The organism is Streptomyces sp. NBC_01210 (assembly GCF_036010325.1).
Taxonomy (GTDB): Bacteria; Actinomycetota; Actinomycetes; order Streptomycetales; family Streptomycetaceae; genus Streptomyces.
Window position 1 is genome coordinate 6,346,732 of the sequence record NZ_CP108549.1, and the last position, 23,534, is coordinate 6,370,265.

At 68.1% G+C, this 23,534-nt stretch carries 19 protein-coding genes and 1 tRNA gene; 12 read left to right on the forward strand and 8 right to left on the reverse strand.

The genetic code is table 11. The annotated features are described in order from the left end of the window. Positions 1-33 precede the first annotated feature (33 nt). Positions 34-639, reverse strand: coding sequence for a TetR/AcrR family transcriptional regulator (locus OG735_RS29010; RefSeq protein ID WP_327326083.1), 606 nt, complete (start codon positions 637-639; stop codon positions 34-36). 45 nt (positions 640-684) lie between these two features. Here OG735_RS29010 and OG735_RS29015 point away from each other — a divergent pair, with 45 nt between their 5' ends. Then, positions 685-1,572 carry a DUF2867 domain-containing protein gene (locus OG735_RS29015; protein WP_327326084.1) on the forward strand — a complete coding sequence of 296 codons (888 nt, stop codon included), beginning with the start codon at positions 685-687 and terminating at the stop codon, positions 1,570-1,572. Between the two features lie 19 nt (positions 1,573-1,591). Here OG735_RS29015 and OG735_RS29020 read toward each other — a convergent pair whose 3' ends face one another. Both OG735_RS29020 and OG735_RS29025 read right to left on the reverse strand, forming a co-directional pair. Then, entirely contained in the window at positions 1,592-1,945 is a 354-nt protein-coding gene (locus tag OG735_RS29020) for a hypothetical protein (protein ID WP_327326085.1), read from the reverse strand. Positions 1,946-2,131: 186 nt separating this feature from the next. Next, the gene (locus tag OG735_RS29025; RefSeq protein ID WP_327326086.1) at positions 2,132-2,356 is read right to left on the reverse strand and encodes a DUF6296 family protein; all 225 of its coding nucleotides are present in this window, start codon (positions 2,354-2,356) and stop codon (positions 2,132-2,134) included. Positions 2,357-2,953: 597 nt separating this feature from the next. On the opposite strand from OG735_RS29025, the gene OG735_RS29030 reads away from it, so the two are divergent. Next, a complete protein-coding gene (locus OG735_RS29030) occupies positions 2,954-3,616 on the forward strand; it encodes a peptidylprolyl isomerase (protein ID WP_327326087.1) in 663 nt (220 codons plus the stop codon). Between the two features lie 96 nt (positions 3,617-3,712). On the opposite strand, the gene OG735_RS29035 is transcribed toward OG735_RS29030, so the two are convergent. Beyond that, positions 3,713-5,197, reverse strand: coding sequence for a DUF2079 domain-containing protein (locus OG735_RS29035; protein ID WP_327326088.1), 1,485 nt, complete (start codon positions 5,195-5,197; stop codon positions 3,713-3,715). Between the two features lie 250 nt (positions 5,198-5,447). After that, on the reverse strand, positions 5,448-5,774 hold the full coding sequence (locus tag OG735_RS29040) for a hypothetical protein (protein ID WP_327326089.1): 327 nt from the start codon (positions 5,772-5,774) through the stop codon (positions 5,448-5,450). Between the two features lie 520 nt (positions 5,775-6,294). Between OG735_RS29040 and OG735_RS29045 the strand changes: the two genes are divergently transcribed. Beyond that, entirely contained in the window at positions 6,295-7,761 is a 1,467-nt protein-coding gene (locus tag OG735_RS29045) for a DUF2079 domain-containing protein (RefSeq protein ID WP_327326090.1), read from the forward strand. A 28-nt stretch (positions 7,762-7,789) separates the two neighbouring features. On the opposite strand, the gene OG735_RS29050 is transcribed toward OG735_RS29045, so the two are convergent. Further along, a complete protein-coding gene (locus OG735_RS29050; protein ID WP_327326091.1) occupies positions 7,790-8,704 on the reverse strand; it encodes a glycosyltransferase family 2 protein in 915 nt (304 codons plus the stop codon). Positions 8,705-9,435: 731 nt separating this feature from the next. Then, positions 9,436-9,897, reverse strand: a complete 462-nt coding sequence (locus OG735_RS29060; RefSeq protein ID WP_327326092.1) for a DUF7144 family membrane protein — start codon at positions 9,895-9,897, stop codon at positions 9,436-9,438. An 819-nt stretch (positions 9,898-10,716) separates the two neighbouring features. Here OG735_RS29060 and OG735_RS29065 point away from each other — a divergent pair. Beyond that, the gene (locus OG735_RS29065) at positions 10,717-11,643 is read left to right on the forward strand and encodes a DUF4344 domain-containing metallopeptidase (protein ID WP_327326093.1); all 927 of its coding nucleotides are present in this window, start codon (positions 10,717-10,719) and stop codon (positions 11,641-11,643) included. 252 nt (positions 11,644-11,895) lie between these two features. Here OG735_RS29065 and OG735_RS29070 read toward each other — a convergent pair. Continuing rightward, a tRNA-Arg gene (locus OG735_RS29070) sits at positions 11,896-11,967 on the reverse strand. Positions 11,968-12,186: 219 nt separating this feature from the next. Between OG735_RS29070 and OG735_RS29075 the strand changes: the two genes are divergently transcribed. From OG735_RS29075 to OG735_RS29110, 8 genes are all read left to right on the forward strand, one after another. Further along, positions 12,187-12,612 (forward strand): response regulator, encoded by a 426-nt coding sequence (locus tag OG735_RS29075; RefSeq protein ID WP_327328495.1) that lies wholly within the window; start codon positions 12,187-12,189, stop codon positions 12,610-12,612. A gap of 56 nt (positions 12,613-12,668) precedes the next feature. Next, a complete protein-coding gene (gene nrtL / locus OG735_RS29080; RefSeq protein WP_327326094.1) occupies positions 12,669-13,712 on the forward strand; it encodes an ArgS-related anticodon-binding protein NrtL in 1,044 nt (347 codons plus the stop codon). Between the two features lie 13 nt (positions 13,713-13,725). Then, positions 13,726-15,117, forward strand: coding sequence for a diaminopimelate decarboxylase (gene lysA / locus OG735_RS29085; RefSeq protein WP_327326095.1), 1,392 nt, complete (start codon positions 13,726-13,728; stop codon positions 15,115-15,117). 99 nt (positions 15,118-15,216) lie between these two features. Then, a complete protein-coding gene (locus OG735_RS29090; RefSeq protein ID WP_327328496.1) occupies positions 15,217-16,506 on the forward strand; it encodes a homoserine dehydrogenase in 1,290 nt (429 codons plus the stop codon). Between the two features lie 7 nt (positions 16,507-16,513). Then, the gene (thrC, locus tag OG735_RS29095) at positions 16,514-17,584 is read left to right on the forward strand and encodes a threonine synthase (RefSeq protein ID WP_327326096.1); all 1,071 of its coding nucleotides are present in this window, start codon (positions 16,514-16,516) and stop codon (positions 17,582-17,584) included. A 383-nt stretch (positions 17,585-17,967) separates the two neighbouring features. Beyond that, complete coding sequence (gene thrB, locus OG735_RS29100; protein ID WP_327326097.1) at positions 17,968-18,885, forward strand: homoserine kinase; 918 nt, start codon at positions 17,968-17,970, stop codon at positions 18,883-18,885. Positions 18,886-19,273: 388 nt separating this feature from the next. Then, positions 19,274-21,316 (forward strand): transcription termination factor Rho, encoded by a 2,043-nt coding sequence (rho, locus tag OG735_RS29105; RefSeq protein WP_327326098.1) that lies wholly within the window; start codon positions 19,274-19,276, stop codon positions 21,314-21,316. 303 nt (positions 21,317-21,619) lie between these two features. Beyond that, positions 21,620-23,380, forward strand: coding sequence for a trypsin-like serine protease (locus tag OG735_RS29110; protein ID WP_327326099.1), 1,761 nt, complete (start codon positions 21,620-21,622; stop codon positions 23,378-23,380). The last annotated feature ends 154 nt before the right edge of the window (positions 23,381-23,534 follow it).

Consider the following 23,534-nt stretch of genomic DNA (forward strand, 5'->3'; position numbering starts at 1 on the left):
CCTGCGCGGCACAGCTCGGTAGGCGGCGCGGCTCTATGCGCGGCGCAGCAGGGTGTCCATCATGGACTCCAGATAGTCGCCGCGCTCGGCCCCGACGGGGAGGGCCCGCGGTACGGCGTGGCTCAGCTGGGTGTGCCCGAGATAGCTGGTGTACGCGAGCAGTCCGCGCTGCCGCGCCTGGTCCGGCGGGAAGCCCAGTTCCTCGAAGAGGCGCGCCACATAGCCGACCCGACGTTCCGTCACCCGTCGCAGCACGACCGCGACTTGGGGATGGTCGGCGGTGGCGAGCAGGGAGACCTCGAGCGGATCCTCGGCGGCCGAGGCGGTCGCCTGGGCGAAGAGGGTACGCAGCCGCTTCTCGGGGTCCGGCTCGCACTCCATGGCGGTGATGATCTCCTCGGTGCAGATCTCCTCCCACCGGCTGAGCGCGGCCTCGATCAGCGCTTCCCGGTTGGTGAAGTGCCAGTAGAAGCTGCCCTTGGTCGTCCCGAGCCGGGCGGCCAGCGGCTCCACCGCGACAGCCGCGAGCCCGCGCTCACCGATGGCGGCGAGCGCCGCGTCGGCCCAGTCGCGCGCCGAGAGTCTCTTGCGTCCCGGTCCCCTTGGCTGCTCTGCCTGCTCTGCTCGTGCCATGTCCATACGCTACCGTACGGTGAAACATACGCCACCGTACGGAGGTGCGGGATGCGCACGGTACGAAACGTCCACGAACGCATAGTCCAGGCCTCACCGGAGGTGGTCGGCGCCCTGCTCGACCGCCTCTCCTCCCAGGACGATCCGCTCAGCCCGAGCCCCGTCTGGCCGCCGATCCTCTTCGACGGCCCGCTCGCTGCCGGCGCGAACGGCGGTCACGGCTTCATCCGCTACTCGGTGAGCGCGTACGACCCCGGCCGTGGCATCCGTTTCGACTTCGCACCGCCGTCCAACGGCTTCCACGCCCTCGCCGTAGAACCACTGGACGGGGACCGCTGCCGCGTCCGCCACGTGCTCGAACAGGAGCAGGGCCTCAGATCATGGCTGCTCTGGACCCTGGTGATCCGCCCGATGCACGACACGATGATCGAGGAGCTCATCGACAACATCGAGCGCGCCGCGTCCCCGTCCGGCCTGCGCAGCCCGTACCGCTGGTCCCGCCGAGCACGTCTGATGCGCCGCATGATCTGGGACCGTCCGACCTCGACGGGTGTGCCGCGTGAGGCCGAGCTGGCCCACCAGGCCTTCGCAGCCCCGGACTTCGCGGATGCCTGGCAACTCCCACTGAACCCGGGCATGCCCCGCGACCCCGAAGCCTGGCGCGACGTCCTCCCCTATGCGGTCCGGGCGACTGCGTCGAACGAGCTCCTGCTGGGCGAGGACGCGAGCCACTTGGACTTCCGCGCCTCGGTCCTGATCGCCGACGACAAAGTCACGCTCACCACGGTGGTGAAGACCCACAACAGGCGTGGCAGGCTCTACTTCGCGGTGGTCCGCCGCCTCCACCCGTTCATGTCCCGCCTGATGCTCCGCCGCGCTCACCGCCGCCTGGCTTTCGCGGCGCCGCCGGCCTCGGCACGGACGGCGCCGGCGAGGTGACTCGGAGTGCCGGGACGGCTCAGGGCCGCGGAGCGTGCACAGCGACGACGTGCCCTTGCGCATCGACCGTGAGGGCGACCCGCTCGACCCTGTTCACCACGGTGAGCACGGCCCACACGACGACCCACAAAAAGCAGGTGACGAGGCTGAGGATGGCGTGCAGCACATGATTCACCGGCTCGCCGCGAACCATGACCGCCTGCGTCTCCGAGCGGGATTCGACGCGCCAGCCGCTGGCGATCCGCTGATTCACCGCCCAGTCGAGGATGAGGCGCCGTCGCGTCTCGTCGGGCGGGCTGTCTTCCGCTCCGAAGTAGCCGGGTGGGGGCTGGAGAGGCTCCGCCCACCGGGCCGGCACCTTGCGGGGGTTCATGAGCTCACCTCCAGAGGGAGCCTGCGCCGTCCGTCGGCCCGTCCCGCCCGCGCGGACCACGGACGGGACGGGAGCCGAGCGGCCGCATAGCCGCCCGAGTGGACCGTAAGGGAGTGACCGCACGCCGGCCGCACTGCCGGGCGCATTGCCGGCCGCACTGCCGGGCGCACCGCCGGCCGCACCGCGTCAGCCGAGTGCCCGCGCCGTCGGAGTCCCCGGCGCTTGATGTCCTCCACTGGCCACCATCCGTACCTCTCCTCGGTCGCTGATCTCGGCGCGCACGATCCCCGTCTCGTCCTCGTAGATCGGGTATCCGCCCGCTCCCGCTCTCTCGGTGCGCCGGACGATCACAACGTCGTCCTCCACGGCGGACGCCTGAAATATCAGCTCGTACCTTTCCGGGTACTCCATAGGGCCTCCCGACAAGGCTCGGCAGGGGCCTGGAGCGTCGCTCCACGTCTCGCCGCTGCACCTGATCCCCTCCATGGTCGCCCACGCCCGCCCACCGCGCCTCAGGAGCGGCCCGGACCAGCCCGGACCAGCCCGGACCAGCCCGGATCCCGCGACTGCCGCACCCAGCGAGGCTGCCCGCGACACCGGCGGGCGCCGCGCCCCGCGGCAGTACCGGCGTGCGGCACTACTGGCGCGGTGATGGATTGCGGTCTTCGGGAACTCCGCTGCTCATGGAACACCCGCCGTTGAGCCGTCGAAACAGCCAGCAGTACTCGGGTCGGTAAGCAGCGGAAAGAAATGCGGTCGGGATCATCCTCCTAAAAACTGATGACAGTTGTGGCCGGAGCCGGGTGGTCAATCCGGGCCGATTTGCACACCACCTTCGCGGGCACGCCGGGTTGGCGTGGGAACGGTGCGTGTCGGCGTAACCGATCCAAAGGCGCCTGGATACGCTCCGTTTCGCATCATCCACTGCCACCCACCCACATCGAGGCTCGAATGTCCATCAGAGATTGGCCGGGAAAGCTGAGTGAAGTCACAAAGAGCAGGAGGCGCATGGCCAGGGCGGCGACGATTGCACTCGCAGTCACCGCGTCCTGCTCAGGGCTGGTCTGGACAGCTGTCTCCCTGACGGGCCAGGGTGCCGACGCGAAGTCGCCGGCGGCGGCCCCATGTTCCTACACGCCAACCGGCGGCAAAAAGTCCGTGGGTATCCCCGCTTTCGACGCCAAAACGGCGGCCCGGCCGTACGAGGCCAAACTGGCCACCAACATGGGAACCGTCACCCTCGAGGCCCTGACCGGCAATGCGCCCTGCGCCACCAACTCGTTCTCCTTCCTTGCCAGGAAGGGGTACTTCGACGGCAGTAAGTGCCACCGCGTAACCACCCAAGGGATTTTCGTATTGGAATGCGGGGACCCCGCAGGAGAAGGCAAGGCTGATCCAGGGTACTTCTTCCGGGACGAGAATCTGGACGGAGCCAAATATTCGGCCGGCACCGTGGCGATGTCCAAGGCGGTTCCTGGCAGGAATGGCAGCCAGTTCTTCATCACCTACGCCGATCCCGCATACCACATGCAGCCCGCTTGGACTCCGTTCGCGAGAGTCGTCGATGGGTTGGACGTATTGAAGAAAATCGCCGAGAACGGGACGCGGGACGGATCCACCGATGGCGCGCCCAAGGAGGCCGTCATCATTGAGTCGGTCAGGGTGCGGTAGTCAGCGATCAAAAGCCCGCGTGAGAGCAGTGGGTGAAGTCCGGTGGGGTGCCGGCCGAGTCCGACCGGCGCCCCACTGACCGCCTTTGATGTCTGACTAGCTCGTGCGGTTGAGCAGTACGAAGCCATTTTGGTCACCCACGGTGCGATATCCCTGAGCGCGGGCTCTGTCCAGGGACATTTTCTCCTCGATGACATTCAGCGGCCATCGCTTATCCCGCGGCACCCAGGTGTCTACGATGATCCACTGAGGATTGGGGCGGCTGTCGCGCCAACCGTAGAGGCTGACGCTCGTACGGTTGGTGAGCTGGGGTACCAGTTGGTTGGATGCCTGGACCGTGGCGCCGTCGGGGATTTGGTCCATCAGTCTGTGGGCCACAGCGACGCGGGGATCTGTTCGCCAGGTTGCCGGCTGGACCAGCTGCCACAACGGAAACTGCGGAAGAATCAAGAGGCTGATCGCTGCAGAGCCCGCGAGGTAACGGCGCAGACTGCTTGCACTTGAGCGCCGTCGGATCAGGGCGTCGAGGAAAGCTGCGAAGACGATCGGCATCAGCACCAGCGAATAGTGGTAGCCGGTTCCCCAGTGAAATGTGTTGCCTGAGGCGAAGCGCCACAGCAGCGTCGGCAGTGCAATCCACAGCAGCGGGGATCGCAAGGCCAGGAACAGGGTTGGGGCCAGCAGGAGCACGAAAGTCGAAATCTTGGTCGCGGGGGTGATGAGGCCGATCGTGTTTTTGTACAGCAGATCCGTCAGCCCGCCTTCACTGCCTCCCGGGCTGTCCAGCCAGTACCAATAGGCAAATGACCCACTCGGATTGGCGGCCGGCAGAAACACCAGCAGCGCCAGCAGCGAGCCGGCCAGACCGGCTGCAGCAGTGATGATCCCGAGCTTGCGGTCGCCGCGCCAAGCAATGACGAGACCGATCACGGCCACCGTCAGCCCGAGGTCCTCCTTCACCAGCAGCAAGGGCAGAGCCCAATACGCCGCGGCGCGCAGTCGGTCACTCCCGAGAGCGGTCAGTGAAAACGCGAGGAGGGGAACGGCGAAGGCCACTTCATGGAAGTCAAAGCCGACCCCACTTGCGAGCCCCCAGGAGATGCCGTAGCAGATGCCGATAACCGCGGCGGCCGTGGAGCCCAGCTCTCGGCGTGCCCAGACAGCCAGAGGCACAACACTGGCGGCGATCAGTGCCGCCTGCACCACAAGCAAGGCGTTCGGCGATCGCCACAGCCAGTAGAGAGGTGCCACAAGAGCCAGAATGGGAGAGAAGTGATCCCCCAGGACGGGAAAGTCCGGTGCCTTCAGCTCGGAGACGGGTAGGTGCCCATCCGCGTAGGAGCGGACGACCTGTTCAAAGATTCCCAGGTCGTAACTGTTGGAAAGCATCCGTTGATGGATACGCAGGGACAATGCCATGTACGCGAAGAACAGCGCCCCCGCCAGAACCCAGATCCACCATTCGACTTGGGAGTGACTTCTGCGAGACGGCTTCGCTTCCGCCTGATTGTCGAAATCTGATTGTTGCGGTGGGCGCGTGGCGGTGCCGGCGGGGGGTGCTTGCATGACCGTGCCTTCCAAAAGCTGAGGCTGAGGACCCTCAAGATGCCAGCAACCTCGAATACTTGACTCCGAGTTACCTCCTGTGTGGTCAGAATCCTCCGAATGGCCGCACCCCTGGCGCGGACGCCATCGAACCGAAGAGGCCATCTCATTTGCCACTCAACGAGCATTCGGTTGACGGCCGCTCCCATGCGTGTGCCGCTTCCATGCGCGCGCCGTTCTCAGGCGTGCGCCGTCAAGTCCCCCACGCCACCGCTGACAACGGCCGTCACGGGGATGCCGACCCGGTCGAGCGGACTGGCCGCGACGGTCGCCCGGCGGCCGCTCTCCCGCAGACCGTCCAGATCTCGCCCAGGCATCTCGCCGAGCTGCCTGGGCAGTTCGGCGAGTGGCACGGCGATCGTGCCCGGAATTCCGCCCTCGGGGCGCTCCGGCCGCCGATCCGCAGCAACTGGATCATCGCCTCGTCGGCCGCGCTCTCGCCCGGCTCCGGCAGCACCAGCTCCAGACGCGTGCCGAACGGGACGACCTCGCCGACCGGGAGATGGCTGGTGTCACCGAGCGATGCCGTGGTCATGATCTCGATCCGGTTCATGCCGTCACCCACACGTCCGGGGCCCGGTCTGGAAATGGCCGGATACCGCCCCAGGGAAAATGGGGCAAAAGTATTGACTAGGGCGAAATAGGGAGGAAACTGATCAATACACCGGACAACCGGAAAGAGCCGCAGCGCCCATGGAGACGTCCAAAGGCCCGTGCGACTCTTGTCCCGGCTCTGGCCAGGCCCCCGGCAGATTCTGTCGGTGAGGGAGCCAGCAGCGACGACTGAGACTCTCCGCATCGGCAAGGACCGCCGGGGACTGCATGTCCGCACCCGGGTTTCTTGCCAGGTCAGAGGGGGTCCTCCTGGCGGGGGCCGGCGATTGAATGCGGACGTCACGGGTCGGGACGGTTCGTCCAGGACTACGCCGGGGGAGTCGCTCTCCGCGCGACGCTGCGTCCGCGCCTTCGGCCGTTTGGGGGATTCTGACAAACGCATGATGCGCTCCGGAGACGGGGGTCGAACCTTGCTGGCATCTTGATGGCCTCAGCCTCACCTCGCGGAAGGCACGGCCATGCAAGCACTTCCCACCGCCACCCTCACGGGGCCGCCGGAGCACGCGGCCGCAGAGGGTGTCGCGGCAGGCGGGCCAGCCGATAACGATCGTTCCCGCGTCGTGTGGTGGATGTGGGTTCTGACCGGAGCGCTGTTCTCCACGTATCTGCTGCTGTCGCTGCGGCTCCACGAGCGCCTGCTCAGCAACAGCTTCGACCTGGCCATCTTCGAGCAGGTCGTGCGCTCCTACGCGGCGGGGCACCTGCCCGTCTCCGAGGTGAGGGGGCCCAACTTCCCTATTCTGGGTGACCACTTCTCGCCCATTCTTGCCCTCATCGCCCCTTTCTACTGGCTATGGGCGTCACCGAAGGTCCTGCTCGCAGTGCAAGCCGCATTGATCGCAGTGAGCGTTCTGCCGCTGACACTCTGGGCGCGCCGGGCGCTGGGCTCCGGGGCGGCCGCAGTCATCGGCATCTGCTACGGCGTCTCCTGGGGTATCGCCAGTGGGGTCGGCTTCGACTTCCACGAGGTGGCCTTCGCCGTGCCCCTCGTCGTGTGCTCGCTGACCGCCCTCGCGAACGACCGGCTGCGGCAGGCGGCGTACTGGGCCCTGCCGCTGCTGCTGGTGAAGGAAGACCTCGGGCTGACGGTGGCCGTGATCGGAGTCCTCATCGTACGGAGCGGCGATCGCAGGCTCGGCATCACCACCGCCGCGATCGGTCTGGGCGGAACCCTGCTGGAGGTGCTGGTGATCTTGCCGTCCTTCAACCCCGCGGGCGGCTTCGGCCGACTGGAATGGCTGGGGGTATCGGGTGGCGGCGGGGGATCGGGGGACCCGCTCTACCAGTACACGATCGGTCTCATCACCCCCGCGACCAAGATCATCACGCTCACCCTCCTGCTGGCGCCGACCCTGTGCCTGGCCTTGCGGTCCCCGCTGATGTGGGTCGCGCTGCCGACTCTGCTGTGGCGCTTCGCTTCGAGCTACCCCGAGCCGTGGGGCACCGGCTACCACTACTCGCTCGTGCTGATGCCGATCGTCTTCGTGGCCTTCATCGATGCTCTGGTCCGGCGGCACTCGAGCAAGGAAAGCGTGCGTCGGTACGTCGCGGCCTGTGCCGCGATCAGCCTGCTGCTGCTGCCGCAGTTTGCGCTGTGGCGGCTGTTCGAGCCGGCCATGTGGCGGACCGACCCTCGCATCGCTGTCGCCCACAGGCTGATGGACCAAATCCCTGACGGCGTGACGGTCCAGGTGTCCAACGAGCTGGTACCCCACCTCGCCAACCGTACGAGCGTCAGCCTCTACGGCTGGCCGGAAAGCCGCCCCAATCCGCAGTGGATCATGGTGGACACTCTGGCGCCACCGTATCGGCTGCAGGTCAATGGACTGCAGATGAGGGAGAGCAGCCTGGATGATGTCCGCGGCAGGGGCTACCGCACGGTCGCCGAGCAGGCCGGCTTCGTACTCCTCTGGCGCCAGGGGTAGTGCTGAGCATCCCGCAGGGCGGGCGGGTTCATGGCTTGCTCTGTGCTGCTGCGCCGGCGACGGGGAGGATGCGGGTGGGTCGCGGGGGGGCCGACTCGTTTGTCTCGCGCACTACGTAGTGCGGGCGGCGCTTGGCCTCGTGGTAGATGCGGCCCACGTACTCGCCGATGATGCCGATTACGGCGAGCTGGATGCCGCTGAGCGCGACGATGGTGGTAATGAGTGTCGCGTATCCGGGCGTGTCGACACCGTTCACCGCCGCGTTGATGACGATCCAGAACGCGTAGACAAGGGCGGAGAGGAACAGCCACATACCGGTGTGGATCGCGAGCCGCAGCGGACGGCTGTTGAAGGAGAGCAGACCGTCGATGCCGTAGTCGATGAGCCGTCGGCCACCCCACTTGGACCGCCCGGCCGCCCGGCGCACATTGCGGTAGGTGAAATTGACCGTGTCGAAGCCGACCCATGAGAAGAGCCCCTTCGAGAAGCGCTTGCTCTCCGGGAGCGACAGGACGGCGTCCACGGCGCGCCGCGACAGCAGGCGGAAGTCGCCCGCGCCGTCCACGACCTCGACGTCCATGAAGTGGCGCACGAGGCGGTAGTACGCCCGACTGACCGCGGTCCGCACGACGCCTTCCCCGGCGCGGTCGCGGCGTGCGACCACCTGGTCGTAGCCACGCCGGTACAGCTCCAGCATGCGGTGCATGAGCTCTGGGGGGTGCTGCAGATCGGCGTCCATGAGGACGACCACGGCGCCCCGGGACATGTACATGCCGGCGAGCAGCGCGGCCTCTTTGCCGAAGTTCCGGCTGAAGGAGGTGTAACGCACCTGCGGCGCGGTGGCCGCCAATTCCCTCAGCCGCTCTGCCGTGCCGTCGCCGCTGCCGTCGTCGACGTAGCAGATCTCATAGGGCTCACCGACCAGCTCGAGCTCAGCGGTCAAGGCGGCATGAAAGGTTCCGATCACTTCATTCTCGTCGTAGCACGGTACGACGACCGAAATCCCGATCTCCGGCATGACCATAGTGGAACATACCCGGCGGTACCGCACCGCCGTGCATGCTCCCTGCGTGTCGGTGGCGGTGGAAGAACCTTCGGGTCTTGGCAGCCAGTTGGTTCTGGTCCCGGGCCCGGATGCTCATGGGCAGGCCGCGTGTGAGATCGGTGTTGACCGGCTCGCCGGGGTTCAGCTCGGGCGAGTACGAAGGCAGGAAGTGCAGCTTCGGCCGATTCGAAGATCTTGTCATCGTTCCACGACAGGGAGCTCGGCCCGGACCGTCTTCCCGGACGGCGCCCGTGGGTCGACGCCCCACCGATCGGCGAGCACTTCGATCAGCAGGAGCCCGCGCCCGTACTCCGGACAGTCGACCAGGTGGGCCCCCTGGGGGCGGCCCTTCGGCGGACGGCTGCGACTTGTCCAAGCGACGTCGTTCCGCATGCCTGGCAACCTGGGTTCATGCCGTATGAGGAGCGAAAGCACGGGGGTCGGTGGTACGCCGTCCAATTCACGTACGCAACTCGCCCGCCCTACGACGCCGTGCGCGGACCAGCTCCTGTTACGTGGAACGCACTCGGTCGCTCTACGCCTACAACGAGACCGCATTCGAAATATGAAGTCATCTCATTTGTGGGGTGAGTCCCCGTCTTCAACCTCGATCTCGATCCCGTCTGGGTTCACCGACCGCCGCTGGTTCCGACATGGAACCTTGTCAGCGCAAAGACGATCATGAGGTCGAGTGTCATCACGAAGATGGCCCACGCCGGGTAGTACGGAACGAACATGAACTGGGTGATCAGGCTGATCCCTGCCGCTGCTGCGGCGGCCCCACGACCCCAGCTCTTGTTTGTCAAGACTCCCAGGCCAGCAATGACGAGCGCCACTCCGACCACGAGGTGAATCACGCCCCAAGCGGTTAGGTCGAACCGGTAGGCGTAGTGGGACGAGGAAGAGAACACGGTGTCCTGTGCGATGCCGGATGCGCCCATAAGAATGCTGAGCGGCCCGCTGAGCATCAGCATGGCCCCGGCGAACAGGGACGCGCCGTTCATCGTTTCGCTGCCGGGCCCCCCGTGCCCTGGCCCTGCCTTGTTCGGCATCGCTGTCATGGCCGTCGCCTTCCTGTACAGCGCGGTCACCGACGCACAATGCCCGCGCGAAGCCGGCCACGCTCCCCTTGACAGGATCACCGCAATCCTTCGGCACCGCGACTGCAACCCGTCGTGCGGAGACCGCGGACGCCTACCGCACTGCTCGGTGCTCGGCCCTGGGCTGGAGCACGTCCAAGCGCACCACCCGGCGCCACATCGCCCGCCGCATCGCCAACGCGCCCGCCGGGACCACACTCGACGAGCTCGTCACCGTACTGGGTCCCGCTGGGCCATCGAGGAATGCCGGAACTGGCGCGCCCTCGAGCTGGTGGACCGTCTCGGGGCGAGCGTGACCCCGACGGACCGACCGGTGATCCTGTGCAAGGAGGAGGACCGTGCCCACCTTCCCGTGGAGCACGGCAAGGCGCCGTCGCCGTCGGCATGACCGGGCGGGTCACTGAGAGCTTCGTCAACGGTCGACCGGCATCTCGCCGACGGAAGGGGGCGCGGCCTTCTTCACGTCCAGAAAGATCGCGACGCTTCTGCAGAAGGACGGCGACACGGCATAAGCACTGAAACGCCCGCCCAGCGAGCGGCCGGGTCCGCCGACCGCTCGCAGCGCCACAGTCGGCCCTGTGACATGTGGCATCGATGGCGTACGTGGCCAGCGCAAGTGGGACGCAAACCCCCACAAATGGAGGATTGCGGATGCAGGGCCCGGCGATCATAATCCGCGTGCCAGGTTCGAGTCCCTCCTCCGGCATCGGGAAGTGGCTCCGGGGACCACGAAAGTGCAACCGCCCGCCCCAACGCCCTGACCAAGGAAAAGAGCTGACTAGGGTGCTGAGCAGTGGTGGGTACTCGGCCATGTCCAGGACTGCTTTCGCGGGGGCGCTGCTCGTCGCCGGCTCTGCAGTCGCCTCGTGCGGCGGCGACGGCAACAAGACTGACGCGAACGGCAAGGTCACGGTCGTCTACCAGGACAACGCGATCAAGCCGAAGGATCGGCAGGCCGTAGCGGTGGTCCGGAAGTCCCGCGTGCTCGAGCAGGTCGCCGACTGGGTGAACAAGTCGGTCGCCCTTCCACATGACCTGGTCGTGAAAGTCACCGGCAAGGTCCCACCGGGGGTTACGGATGCAGTCACCCAGCCCGACGGCAGGACGATCTTTATGCCCCCGCCGTTCCTGACCCAGATCGAAGGGGCCCTCAGCAACGTGGTCAAGACCGTCAAGCGTCCCGCCCTGTTCCCCGAGGCCAGGTTCAATGCCGACGATCTGACCGCGCTGTCGACCCAGTTCATCTTCGGTCACGAGATGGGCCATGCACTGCAGCGTCAGCTTCTGCTCGCGAATCTCGGCCTCGAGGAGGACGCCGCCGACGGGTTCGCGTCGTTCTACACCGTCAACGAGGTTGGACCGGATCCGTCGCTGGCAGCCGCAATCCTGTTCGACGAGATCGCCCGCGCGGAGGGCAAGCTGACGCTGGAGGGGCTCTCGAGCGATCACCCCGTCACCCAGCAACGGGTCTTCAACTTCCTTTGCTACCTCGAGGGGAGCGACCCGAAGAGGTTCCGCGGGCTGGTCGGTGCGGGTTACCTGCCGAATACCCGCGCCCCGTTGTGTCCGCAGGCATGGGCGATGCTGGACTTCGGCTGGTGGACCCAACTCAAGAAACATTTCAGCGGGGCATTCAAGGACCAGGGCGACAAGGCGCAGGAGAACGCACGCGACCAGCTGATCGCGGAGACGAAGGCCGTCGAGAAGGAGCTCGACAAGATCCGCAGCGGGCAATGAGCATGCAGAGCCATCGGCCCGCATCTCCGGCCGTCCCTTAAGGGCGCGGGCCTGTGATCGGTAGCGGTCCTCCGCCACCGTCACGGTGGTACGTGGAGGCGTCCCGATCCAGGCGACGTGTGGTGTGTCGGAGGTGTGTCGCGAACAGTGAGAGACAACGAGAAAGAGCGGGAGTCAGTGAGGCTGACTCCCGCTCTCTCATATCGGCATCCGCCCAGCTCAGCACTTGGTTCTTGCTGGTTACTTGGCGAGTGCCCCCGGCAGGATTCGAACCTGCGCACACGGCTCCGGAGGCCGTTGCTCTATCCCCTGAGCTACGGGGGCGTTCCACCGCACTTCTGCGGCGACGGGTAGAACCCTACCAGCTCCCACAGGGTCGCCGTGAACAGGTATTTCCGCCCCCTCCAGCCGCCCCTGCAGCCGCCCGCGCGGCCGGCCCCGTCGTGCTCGTCCCGCGCCCGCTCCGGTCGCCCGCACAGGGTGGAAGTGGGCAAAACCCGGACGCAGCCCTGCCCCCCGACCTACTCTCGAGTTGTGTCAGGCGTGTCCGGCCGGGTGCTCGTTGTCGACGACAACAGGGTCATACGGCAGCTGATCAGGGTCAACCTCGAGCTGGAGGGCTTCGAGGTCGTGACCGCGGCCGATGGTGCCGAGTGTCTGGATGTCGTGCATCGCGTCTGCCCCGATGTGGTCACCCTCGATGTCGTCATGCCCCGCCTCGACGGACTGCGCACCGCCGCCCGGCTTCGGGCCGATCCGCGGACCAGCCATCTGCCGGTCGCGATCATCAGTGCGTGCACGCAGTACGAGGTGGAGAGCGGGCTCACCGCCGGTGTGGACGCCTTTCTCGCGAAGCCCTTCGAGCCCTCCGAGTTGGTCCGTCTCGTACGGCAGTTGATGCGTCGGGAGGGTCCGCCGTCCGTCGACGGCAGGCATGGCGCCGGGCGGGCGGGAAGCGCACGGGGCTGACCGCATCGCGAAACCGGTTCGCGAAGGGCCCCCCTCCCTCCCATACGCTTGTCCCCGTGACCCCCGCCGAGCTCTCCCGAACCGTGCTGCACGCCGTGTGCCGCGCGGTGGAGGACGGTGCGCTGCGGGCGCCCGTGCCCGAGAGTGTCAGCGTCGAGCGGCCGCGGCCCGGTGGCTGCGGGGACTACGCCACCAATGTCGCGCTGCGGCTGGCCGGGCCGGCCGGGCAGCGGCCCCGTGCGGTCGCCGAACTGCTGGGGCGCCGGATCGCCGAGGTCCCCGGGATCGCCGGGATCGAGATCACCGGGCCCGGTTTCCTCAACATCACCCTGGACGCGGGCGCGCAGCAGGCGCTTGTACGGGAGGTGCTGGAGCGGGGGAGCAAGTACGGGTGGATCGCGCCGACCGGGGCGATCGCGCAACCCGGCTACCGCGCCGACGTGCGCGCCGCCGTCACCGCCGATGCCCTGCGCCGGATCCTGGTGTCGCAGGGCACCCTCGTCCGTACCAGCTGCGAAGGGGTGGCCGACCCGGCCTGGGCCGAGCTGCGGGTACGCGTCGAGGCGCAGGGGGGACGCCGCTATCTGCCCGCTGATGTGACCCCCGTGCCCGCGGAGGAGGGCGCCCGTGAACTCCTTCAGCGGCTCGGGCCCGATGCCACGCGCTGGGCGCTGCTGCGACCCGCCGGGCACGATCACCCCTCGGCCGGGGAGGAGCTGTTGACGCAGCACGAGAGCAACCCGCTGTTCAAGATCCAGTACGCTTGCTCCCGCAGCCGCGCCCTCACCCGTAACGCCGCACAGCTCCACTTCGACAGTGCCCCCGAGACACACGTCGACGCCGCCGTCCTCACCACCGCCGTCGGCGACTACCCCGCCGTCCTCGCCGGCGCCGCCCGCCACCGCGCCCCCGACCGGCTCGCCCGGCATCTGGAGAGCACGGCCGACTCCCTCCTCGCCTTCCAGCACACGGTGCTGCCCATCGGCGACGAAAAACCCCTGGCCGCCCACCGTTCCCGGCTCGCGCTCGCCGAAGCTGCCGGGACGGTGCTCGCCGGTGGCCTGTCCCTGCTCGGCATCAGCGCACCCGAATACTTGTGAGAGAGCAACGAAAATGAGCCGTTCCGCACACCCCGCCGGGCCCCGCCACGCAGATGTCCTCCCCGAGGGCCACTACACCGCCCCGCCGACCGACCTCAACGTCCTCGACGAGAAGGTCTGGGCCAGGACGGTCACCCGGAACGAGGACGGCGCCGTCTCCGTCGGCGGGATCGAAGTGACGCGGCTGGCCGAGGAGTTCGGCACCCCCGCCTACTTCCTCGACGAGGACGACTTCCGGGCCCGCTGCCGCGCCTGGTCCGACGCCTTCGGCAAGGACGCGGATGTGTTCTACGCGGGCAAGGCGTTCCTGTCCCGGGCCGTTGTCAGGTGGCTCAAGGAGGAAGGCCTCAATCTCGACGTCTGCTCCGGGGGCGAGCTCACCACCGCCCTCGACGCCGGGATGCCCGCCGAGCGCATCGCCTTCCACGGCAACAACAAGTCCGAGGAAGAGATCGAACGAGCCGTACGCGTCGGCGTCGGGCGCATCGTTCTCGACTCCTTCCAGGAGATCGTGCGCGTAGCGCACATCGCCCAGCGTCAGGGCAAGCGCCAGCGCGTCCAGATCCGTGTCACCGTCGGCGTCGAGGCGCACACGCACGAGTTCATCGCCACCGCCCACGAGGACCAGAAGTTCGGGATCGCGCTCGCCGGCGGGCAGGCAGCCGAGGCCGTACGACGCGCCCTCAGGCTCGACGGACTCGAGCTGATCGGTATTCACTCGCACATCGGCTCGCAGATCTTCGACATGGCCGGTTTCGAGGTGTCCGCGCGCCGCGTCGTGCAGCTGCTCGCCGAAGTACGGGACGAGCACGGCATCGAGCTGCCCGAGATCGACCTCGGCGGCGGTCTCGGCATCGCGTACACCTCCGACGACGACCCGCGCGAGCCGCACGACATCGCCAAGGCCCTCAGCGAGATCGTCACCCGTGAGTGTGAGGCCGCGAACCTGCGGACGCCCCGGATCTCCGTCGAGCCGGGCCGCGCCATCGTCGGGCCCACCGCCTTCACCCTGTACGAGGTCGGCACCATCAAGCCGCTCGAGGGACTGCGTACGTACGTCTCCGTCGACGGCGGCATGTCGGACAACATCCGTACGGCCCTCTACGACGCCGAGTACAGCGTCGCGCTCGTGTCGAGGACCTCCGACGCGGAGCCGATGCTCACCCGCGTCGTCGGCAAGCACTGCGAGAGCGGCGACATTGTCGTCAAGGACGCCTTCCTCCCGGCCGACCTCGCGCCCGGCGATCTGATCGCCGTGCCCGCCACCGGCGCGTACTGCCGCTCCATGGCCAGCAACTACAACCACGCACTCCGCCCGCCCGTCGTCGCCGTCAAGGACGGCGAGGCGCGCGTGATCGTCCGGCGTGAGACGGAGGAAGATCTCCTGCGTCTCGATGTCGGTTAGTTGAGATAGATGTCTCGCATGCCGGACGGGGGATAGAAACTCCCGTCCGGTGAGTGAGACTGGTCCACACCGTAGATGTACACGAAACGAGGTCGGATGATGCGTACGCGTCCGCTGAAGGTGGCGCTGCTGGGCTGTGGAGTGGTCGGCTCAGAGGTGGCGCGCATCATGACGACGCACGCCGACGACCTCGCGGCTCGTATCGGCGCTCCGGTGGAACTGGCGGGCGTGGCGGTCCGCCGGCCCTCCAAGGTGCGCGAGGGCATCGATCCCGCGCTGATCACCACCGATGCGACCGCCCTGGTCAAACGCGGCGACATCGACGTCGTCATCGAGGTCATCGGCGGCATCGAGCCCGCCCGCTCCCTCATCACCGCCGCGTTCGAGCACGGCGCGTCCGTCGTCTCCGCCAACAAGGCGCTGCTGGCCGAGGACGGCGCGACCCTCTACGCCGCCGCCGAGGAGCACGGTAGGGATCTCTACTTCGAGGCCGCGGTCGCGGGTGCGATTCCGCTGATCAGGCCGCTGCGCGAGTCCCTCGCGGGCGACAAGGTCAACCGCGTGCTCGGCATCGTCAACGGCACGACCAACTTCATCCTCGACAAGATGGACAGCTCGGGCGCCGGCTACTCCGAGGCACTCGACGAGGCCACCGCCCTCGGATACGCCGAGGCCGACCCGACCGCCGACGTCGAGGGCTTCGACGCCGCCGCCAAGGCCGCCATCCTCGCCGGGATCGCCTTCCACACCCGCGTACGCCTCGACGACGTCTACCGCGAGGGCCTGACCGAGGTCACCGCCGCCGACATCGCCTCCGCCAAGCGCATGGGCTGCACCGTCAAACTCCTCGCCATCTGTGAGCGCGCGGCCGACGGCCGGTCCGTCACCGCCCGCGTCCACCCGGCGATGATTCCGCTCAGCCACCCGCTCGCCTCCGTCCGCGAGGCGTACAACGCCGTATTTGTCGAGGCCGAGGCGGCCGGGCAGCTGATGTTCTACGGTCCGGGCGCCGGCGGCTCGCCGACCGCCTCCGCGGTACTCGGCGACCTCGTGGCCGTCTGCCGCAACAAGCTCGCCGAGTCCACCGGACCGGGCGAGTCCGCGTACACCCAGCTGCCCGTGAGCCCCATGGGCGACGTGGTGACGCGGTACCACATCAGCCTCGACGTGGCCGACAAGCCTGGCGTACTCGCCCAGGTGGCGACGGTCTTCGCCGAGCACGGCGTATCCATCGATACGGTCCGTCAGCAGGGCAAGGACGGCGAGGCCGACCTCGTCGTCGTCACCCACCGCGCGCCCGACGCCGCCCTCTCGGGGACCGTCGAGGCGCTGCGCAAGCTCGACACCGTGCGCGGTGTCGCCAGCATCATGCGTGTTGAAGGGGAGTAAAGGACCCATGACCAGCAAGGGCACCCACCAGTGGCGCGGCATCATCGAGGAGTACCGGGACCGCCTTCCGGTCACGGACACGACGCCGGTCGTCACACTCCGTGAGGGCGGTACGCCGCTCGTCCCCGCTCAGGTCCTCTCCGAGCGCACGGGCTGCGAGGTGCACCTCAAGGTCGAGGGCGCCAATCCCACCGGGTCCTTCAAGGACCGCGGAATGACCATGGCCATCACCAAGGCCAAGGAGGAGGGCGCGCAGGCGGTCATCTGCGCCTCCACCGGCAACACCTCCGCCTCGGCCGCGGCCTATGCCGTACGGGCCGGAATGGTCTGCGCCGTCCTGGTGCCCCAGGGCAAGATCGCCCTCGGCAAGATGGGGCAGGCGCTGGTGTACGGCTCGCGGATCCTGCAGGTCGACGGGAACTTCGACGACTGCCTGAACCTGGCCCGCGGCCTGTCCGAGAACTACCCTGTGGCGCTGGTCAATTCGGTCAATCCGTTCCGCATCGAGGGGCAGAAGACCGCTTCGTTCGAGATCGTCGACGCGCTCGGCGACGCCCCGGACATCCATGTGCTGCCGGTCGGCAACGCCGGCAACATCACGGCGTACTGGAAGGGGTACAAGGAGTACGCCGCGGACCAGATGTCCACGCACACTCCCCGAATGTGGGGCTTCCAGGCCTCCGGCTCGGCGCCGATCGTGCGCGGCGAGATCGTCAAGGAACCGTCGACCATCGCCACCGCGATCCGGATCGGCAACCCGGCCTCCTGGCAGTACGCGCTCGCCGCGCGGGACGAGTCGGGCGGTTTCATCGACGAGGTGACGGACCGTGAGATCCTGCGCGCCTACCGGCTGTTGGCCTCGCAGGAGGGTGTCTTCGTGGAGCCCGCGTCGGCCGCCTCGGTAGCCGGTCTGCTCAAGGCCGCCGAGCAGGGCAAGGTCGACCCGGGCCAGAAAATCGTCTGCACGGTCACCGGAAACGGACTCAAGGACCCGGACTGGGCGGTCGCCGGAGCGCCCCAGCCGGTCACCGTGCCGGTCGACGCGGCCGCGGCCGCGGAGCAGCTCGGTCTTGCGTAAGGCCACAGGTGAGGCCTCGGGCAAGGACTCGGGTGAGGCCTCCGCGTGAGGCTCTCCGCGGGAAGCCCCCGCGGAGAGTTCTTGAGCGGAGCTCTGGGTAAAGGTCTGGCATAAAGCTCCGACGCAGAGCCCCGCCCGCCTTCCCAGGGCGCACCAGGGAAAGCATGGCAAGCCGGACAACGGTGTACGTAGGGGCACAGGAGGCTTGCGACACGCATCGTGCGCCTCCCGTGCGCCCTATGTCGCCACTCAACCTTCCTTCGATAGGCTGTACCTGATCCCGCCCCGCCGCATATGCCGCGGTGTTGTTGCCGTTACGGCCCACGGGTGTTCGTACCTCTCGAAAAAATCTCGCAGTCAGAACCAAGGAGTGTCATCGAGCGATGGCCGGTCCAGCGTTCCGCGCCGCCGCCGTCCGAGTGCGCGTCCCCGCCACCAGCGCCAATCTCGGCCCGGGCTTCGACGCCCTCGGGCTGTCCCTTGGGCTGTACGACGACGTGGTCGTCCGGGTCGCGGACTCCGGTCTGCACATCGACATCGCGGGTGAGGGCGCCACGACGCTTCCCCGCGATGAGAGTCATCTGCTCGTACGTTCCCTGCGTACGGCCTTCGACCTGCTCGGCGGGCAGCCGCGCGGCCTCGAGGTCGTCTGCGCCAACCGCATCCCGCACGGGCGCGGTCTGGGCTCGTCGTCGGCAGCCATCTGTGCCGGCATCGTCGCCGCCCGGGCGGTGACCATAGGCGGCGACGCCAGACTCGACGACGCGGCGCTGCTCGAGCTCGCCACCGAGATCGAGGGGCATCCCGACAATGTTGCCGCGTGTCTGCTCGGCGGCTTCACGCTCGCCTGGACCGACGGGGGAGCGGCGCGCGCCATCAGGATGGATCCTGCCGATTCCGTCGTTCCGGTGGTTTTCGTCCCCGGCAAGCCGGTGCTCACCGAGACCGCGCGCGGACTGCTTCCGCGCACCGTCCCCCATGTGGACGCCGCCGCCAACGCGGGCCGCGCCGCCCTGCTCGTCGAGGCGCTGACCAGGCGTCCCGAGCTGCTGCTGCCCGCCACGGAGGACCGGCTCCACCAGGAGTACCGCGCCCCGGCGATGCCGCAGAGCGCGGAACTTGTCAGCCGACTGCGCGCCGACGGCGTCCCAGCAGTCATCTCCGGCGCCGGCCCCACCGTGCTCGCGCTGACCGAGGACGGTGTGGCCGACAAGGTCGCACGGCTGGCGGGCGAGGGGTGGGCGGCCAACCGGCTCACCTTCGACGCAGCGGGAGCGAGTGTTCTGCCGCTCGCCCAGTAGCGACACCAAGATTGCCGGTGATGGAGAGGGGGAATGTTTGTTGGAGCCGGTAGTGTTAACCTCAAGTCTGCAGCCGACGTTTTTGTGGCGCGGTGCTTAGTGTCCCCATTCGGGACCAACATTCTTCCGGGAGCCTCCCCGACCCTGCCTGAGCAGCCTGCCTGAGCAGTTTCGAGCACGCTCCGGAAACGGCACGACACCCCTCGCTTTTCCAGGAGTGGGCCGAGCAGGGGGAACCTCGGGCCGGGCTTTTGCACGTATATCTCTCCGCCGTTAATTGCCGGCGGGACCATCGCTCCGACACGGTCCGCAAACCAGGACCTACGTCGGACAGCACAACCGGTCGCCGAGCCAGAAGGCCGACGTCCGCTCCAGGGAAGGACCCTTCGTGAGCGACACCACCGATCTGATGGGCGTGACTGCCGACAACAACGTCGACACCGCCGCGCCCGCCGCAGGTGCTGCCTCTGGCACCACCTCACGGCGCCGCCGCTCCGGCACCGGCCTCGAGGGCATGGTCCTGGCCGAGCTGCAGCAGGTCGCGTCCGGCCTCGGGATCAGGGGCACCGCGCGTATGCGCAAGAGCCAGCTGATCGAGGTCATCAAGGAGGCGCAGGCGGGCGGCGGCTCGTCCGCGCCGAAGAGCGCCGAGGCGGGCACCGGCGCGGCCGAGACCAAGCCGAAGCGGCGCGCCACCTCCAAGGCGCGCACGGGCGACGAGTCCACGGCCGCTGCGGCGAAGGCGGACAAGGCCGAGAAGGCCGAGAAGGCCGTCGCCCAGCAGCAGATCGACATTCCCGGCCAGCCGGCCAGCGACGACCAGCCGGCCGCCGGTGAGCGCCGCCGTCGTCGGGCCACCGCCCAGGCGGGCAGCCCGGACACCACGAGCGAGCCCAAGGCCGACGTCAGGACCGAGGTCCGGACCGAGACGGCCGTCGACGTCAAGACTGACGCCCAGCCGGACGCCAAGGCCGAGGCCGCCGCCGACACCGCCGAGGGCCGGCGCGACCGTCAGGACCGGGGCCAGCGCGGTGAGCGTGGTGAGCGCGGCGGTGACCGCGGTGACCGCCGTGACCGTCAGCGCGACCGTCGTGGTGGCAAGGGCGACGACCAGCAGGGCGGCCAGCGCCAGCAGCGCCAGGGCGGCCAGCAGGGTGGTCAGCAGGGCCCGCAGGACGACTTCGACGACGAGGGCGGCCGCCGCGGACGCCGTGGCCGTTACCGCGACCGTCGTGGCCGTCGTGGCCGCGAGGACTCCTTCGGCAACGAGCCGCAGGTCTCCGAGGACGACGTCCTGATCCCCGTCGCGGGCATCCTGGACATCCTCGACAACTACGCGTTCATCCGGACCTCCGGCTACCTGCCGGGCCCGAACGACGTGTACGTCTCCCTCGCCCAGGTCCGCAAGAACGGCCTGCGCAAGGGTGACCACGTCACCGGAGCGGTCCGTCAGCCGAAGGACGGCGAGCGCCGCGAGAAGTTCAACGCGCTCGTACGCCTGGACTCGGCGAACGGCATGGCGGCCGAATCCGGCCGCGGCCGCCCGGAGTTCAACAAGCTGACCCCGCTGTACCCGCAGGACCGACTGCGCCTCGAGACCGACCCGGGCATCCTGACGACCCGGATCATCGACCTCGTGTCGCCGATCGGCAAGGGCCAGCGAGGCCTGATCGTGGCCCCGCCGAAGACCGGCAAGACCATGATCCTGCAGGCGATCGCCAACGCGATCACCGTCAACAGCCCCGAGTGCCACCTGATGGTCGTCCTTGTCGACGAGCGTCCGGAAGAGGTCACCGACATGCAGCGGTCGGTGAAGGGCGAGGTCATCTCCTCGACCTTCGACCGCCCGGCCGAGGACCACACCACGGTCGCCGAGCTGGCCATCGAGCGCGCCAAGCGTCTCGTCGAGCTGGGTCACGACGTGGTCGTCCTGCTGGACTCGATCACCCGCCTGGGCCGTGCGTACAACCTCGCTGCGCCCGCCTCCGGCCGCATCCTCTCCGGTGGTGTCGACTCGACCGCGCTCTACCCGCCGAAGCGCTTCTTCGGTGCCGCGCGGAACATCGAGGACGGCGGCTCGCTGACCATCCTGGCCACCGCGCTGGTCGACACCGGCTCGCGCATGGACGAGGTGATCTTCGAGGAGTTCAAGGGCACCGGCAACATGGAGCTCAAGCTCGACCGGAAGCTCTCGGACAAGCGCATCTTCCCGGCGGTGGACGTGGACGCGTCCAGCACCCGTAAGGAAGAGATCCTGCTCGGCAGCGACGAGCTCGCCATCACCTGGAAGCTGCGCCGGGTGCTGCACGCGCTCGACCAGCAGCAGGCGATCGAGCTGCTGCTGGACAAGATGAAGCAGACGAAGTCGAACGGCGAGTTCCTGCTGCAGATCCAGAAGACGACTCCGTCCGCCGGGAACGGCAACGACTGACGTTCTTCGCAGTGAACGAGACCGCCCCGGCACGAAAGTGACGGGGCGGTCTCGTTTTCCCGTACGCCTCACCAGCCGCTGGTCATCGCCCAGTTGACAGGCGTAACATGCCCTGGTTGGTGGGGGGAATTCCGCCGCAGTGCCGAGAGAGGCCGGGGGGCCTCGGATCCGGACTGCCCTGTTACTCGTATGCCCCACCACTACCCGTTTGTCTTCCGGTGGGGCGAAAGTGCGCCCCGTCGGTTCAACCCGAGGGGTTACCGAGTGCAGATTCGCACCCGTGGTGGTCGGCACAAGCGCCGTATGAGAGTCGTGGTACCGACGGCCGTTGCCGCAGTCGCCGCTCTGGTCGGCACGGGACTGGCCATGTCCGGCTCGCAGGCCGCCGAGGCCGGCGGCTCGCAGATCAGCGCCCGGCAGCAGGCCGACCCGCTGTCGCAGTCGGAACTGCGCAGCCGCGCGATCAGCGCGATAAAGGCCGGCAAAGCAAGCAAGCGCAGCCTCGCCAAGGAGCCCTCCGCCTCGTCGTCGCCCGACACGAGGTCGGCGCCGAGCGCCCGCATCATCGGCGGCAAGGAGACGACCATCTCGGCGGCGCCGTGGATGGCTCAGCTCTACTTCCAGGACGACACGGGCGCCGGCTACTTCTGCGGTGGCGTCGTCGTCGCCCCGACGAAGGTCGCCACCGCCGCGCACTGCGTCAAGGGCATCAAGTGGTACGCGACCGGGTCGGTCATCACCGGCACCGACCAGCTGCCCACGGACACCGGCCAGAAGGACGCGAACGGCGACGCGATCTTCGACTTCCACGGCGGGCAGGTCCGCGGCGCCTACCGTCAGTGGAACCACCCGCAGTACAGCGCGGTCACCGTCGACAACGACGTCGCCGTGCTCACCCTGGACGCGCCGGTCTCCGTGACGCCGCTGCCGATCATGCAGAACACGGACACCGCTCTGTACACGCCGGGTACGGACGCCAAGGTGTACGGCTGGGGCCGCACCAGCTCCACCGAGCCCAACAGCTCCTCGCAGACCCTCAAGGTCGCCGACGCGGACATCAACTCCAACGCCGCCTGCCAGAGCGCGTACGGCTCGGACTACATCGTCGGCCACATGGTCTGCGCCGGAGCCGCGCCGACCGGTGACGACAGCACCACCGAGACGACCTGCAACGGTGACTCCGGCGGCCCGCTGGTGGCCGGCGGCAAGCTCGTCGGCCTCGTCTCCTGGGGTGACGCGAACTGCTCGGCCCCGGGCAAGTACGGCGTCTACGCCAAGGTGAGCACGTACTCGGCCCCGATCCGGGCCCGGGTCAACGACAGCAACTGGAGCAACGACCACGCCGCGGACCTGCTGGCCCGCCGTGCGTCGGGCAGCACGCTCTTCGGCTGGACCTCGAAGATCACCAGCCTCACCCGCCAGTTCAACCACGGCGCCTTCGGCGGTGTGACCCTGATGGTTCAGGCCGACCTGAACCGCGACGACTACCAGGACCTCATCTACCGCGTGCCGAACGGTGACGTCTACTGGTCCTACAGCAACGACCTGGCGCCGAAGCTCATCGCCAAGGCCTGGGGCACGCACAAGCAGATCCTGGTCCCCGGCGACCTGACCGGCGACGATCTGCCGGACATGATGACCGTCAACTCCGCGGGCAACGCGTACCTCTACCCGGGCAAGGGCACCGGCGCCTTCGCCGCGCCGATCCTGATCGGCTCCGGCTGGGGGCAGTACGGCATGGTCCGCGGTCACGGTGACTTCACCGGCGACGGACGGGCCGACATCCTGGCCCGCGGCGCCGGCGGCGCCACCTACCTGTACGCGGGCACCGGCAAGGCCACCGGCACGTTCGCGGCCCGACGTCTCATCGGCACCTTCGGCAGCACCTACAACGCGCTCGTCACCACCGGCGACGTGAACAGCGACGGAAACGCCGACCTGTTCGTGCGTGACACCGCCGGCAAGCTCTGGCTCTACCCGGGCAACGGGAAGTCCACCGGTGGGATCTTCGCCACACGTGTCGCCTTCGGCACCGGCTGGCAGGCGTACAACCTCTTCGGCTAAAACCCCAGCGCACACGCCGAGTTGTGCCCACCGTGCCTCGCACGGTGGGCACAGCGCTTTCTTACGGAGCTCTTAGCTCCCTGTGCAACCCTTCTTGCTTCTTCACCGTCTGACCAATGTGTCCGACAAGTACCGACAAACCATGCCTGATCAC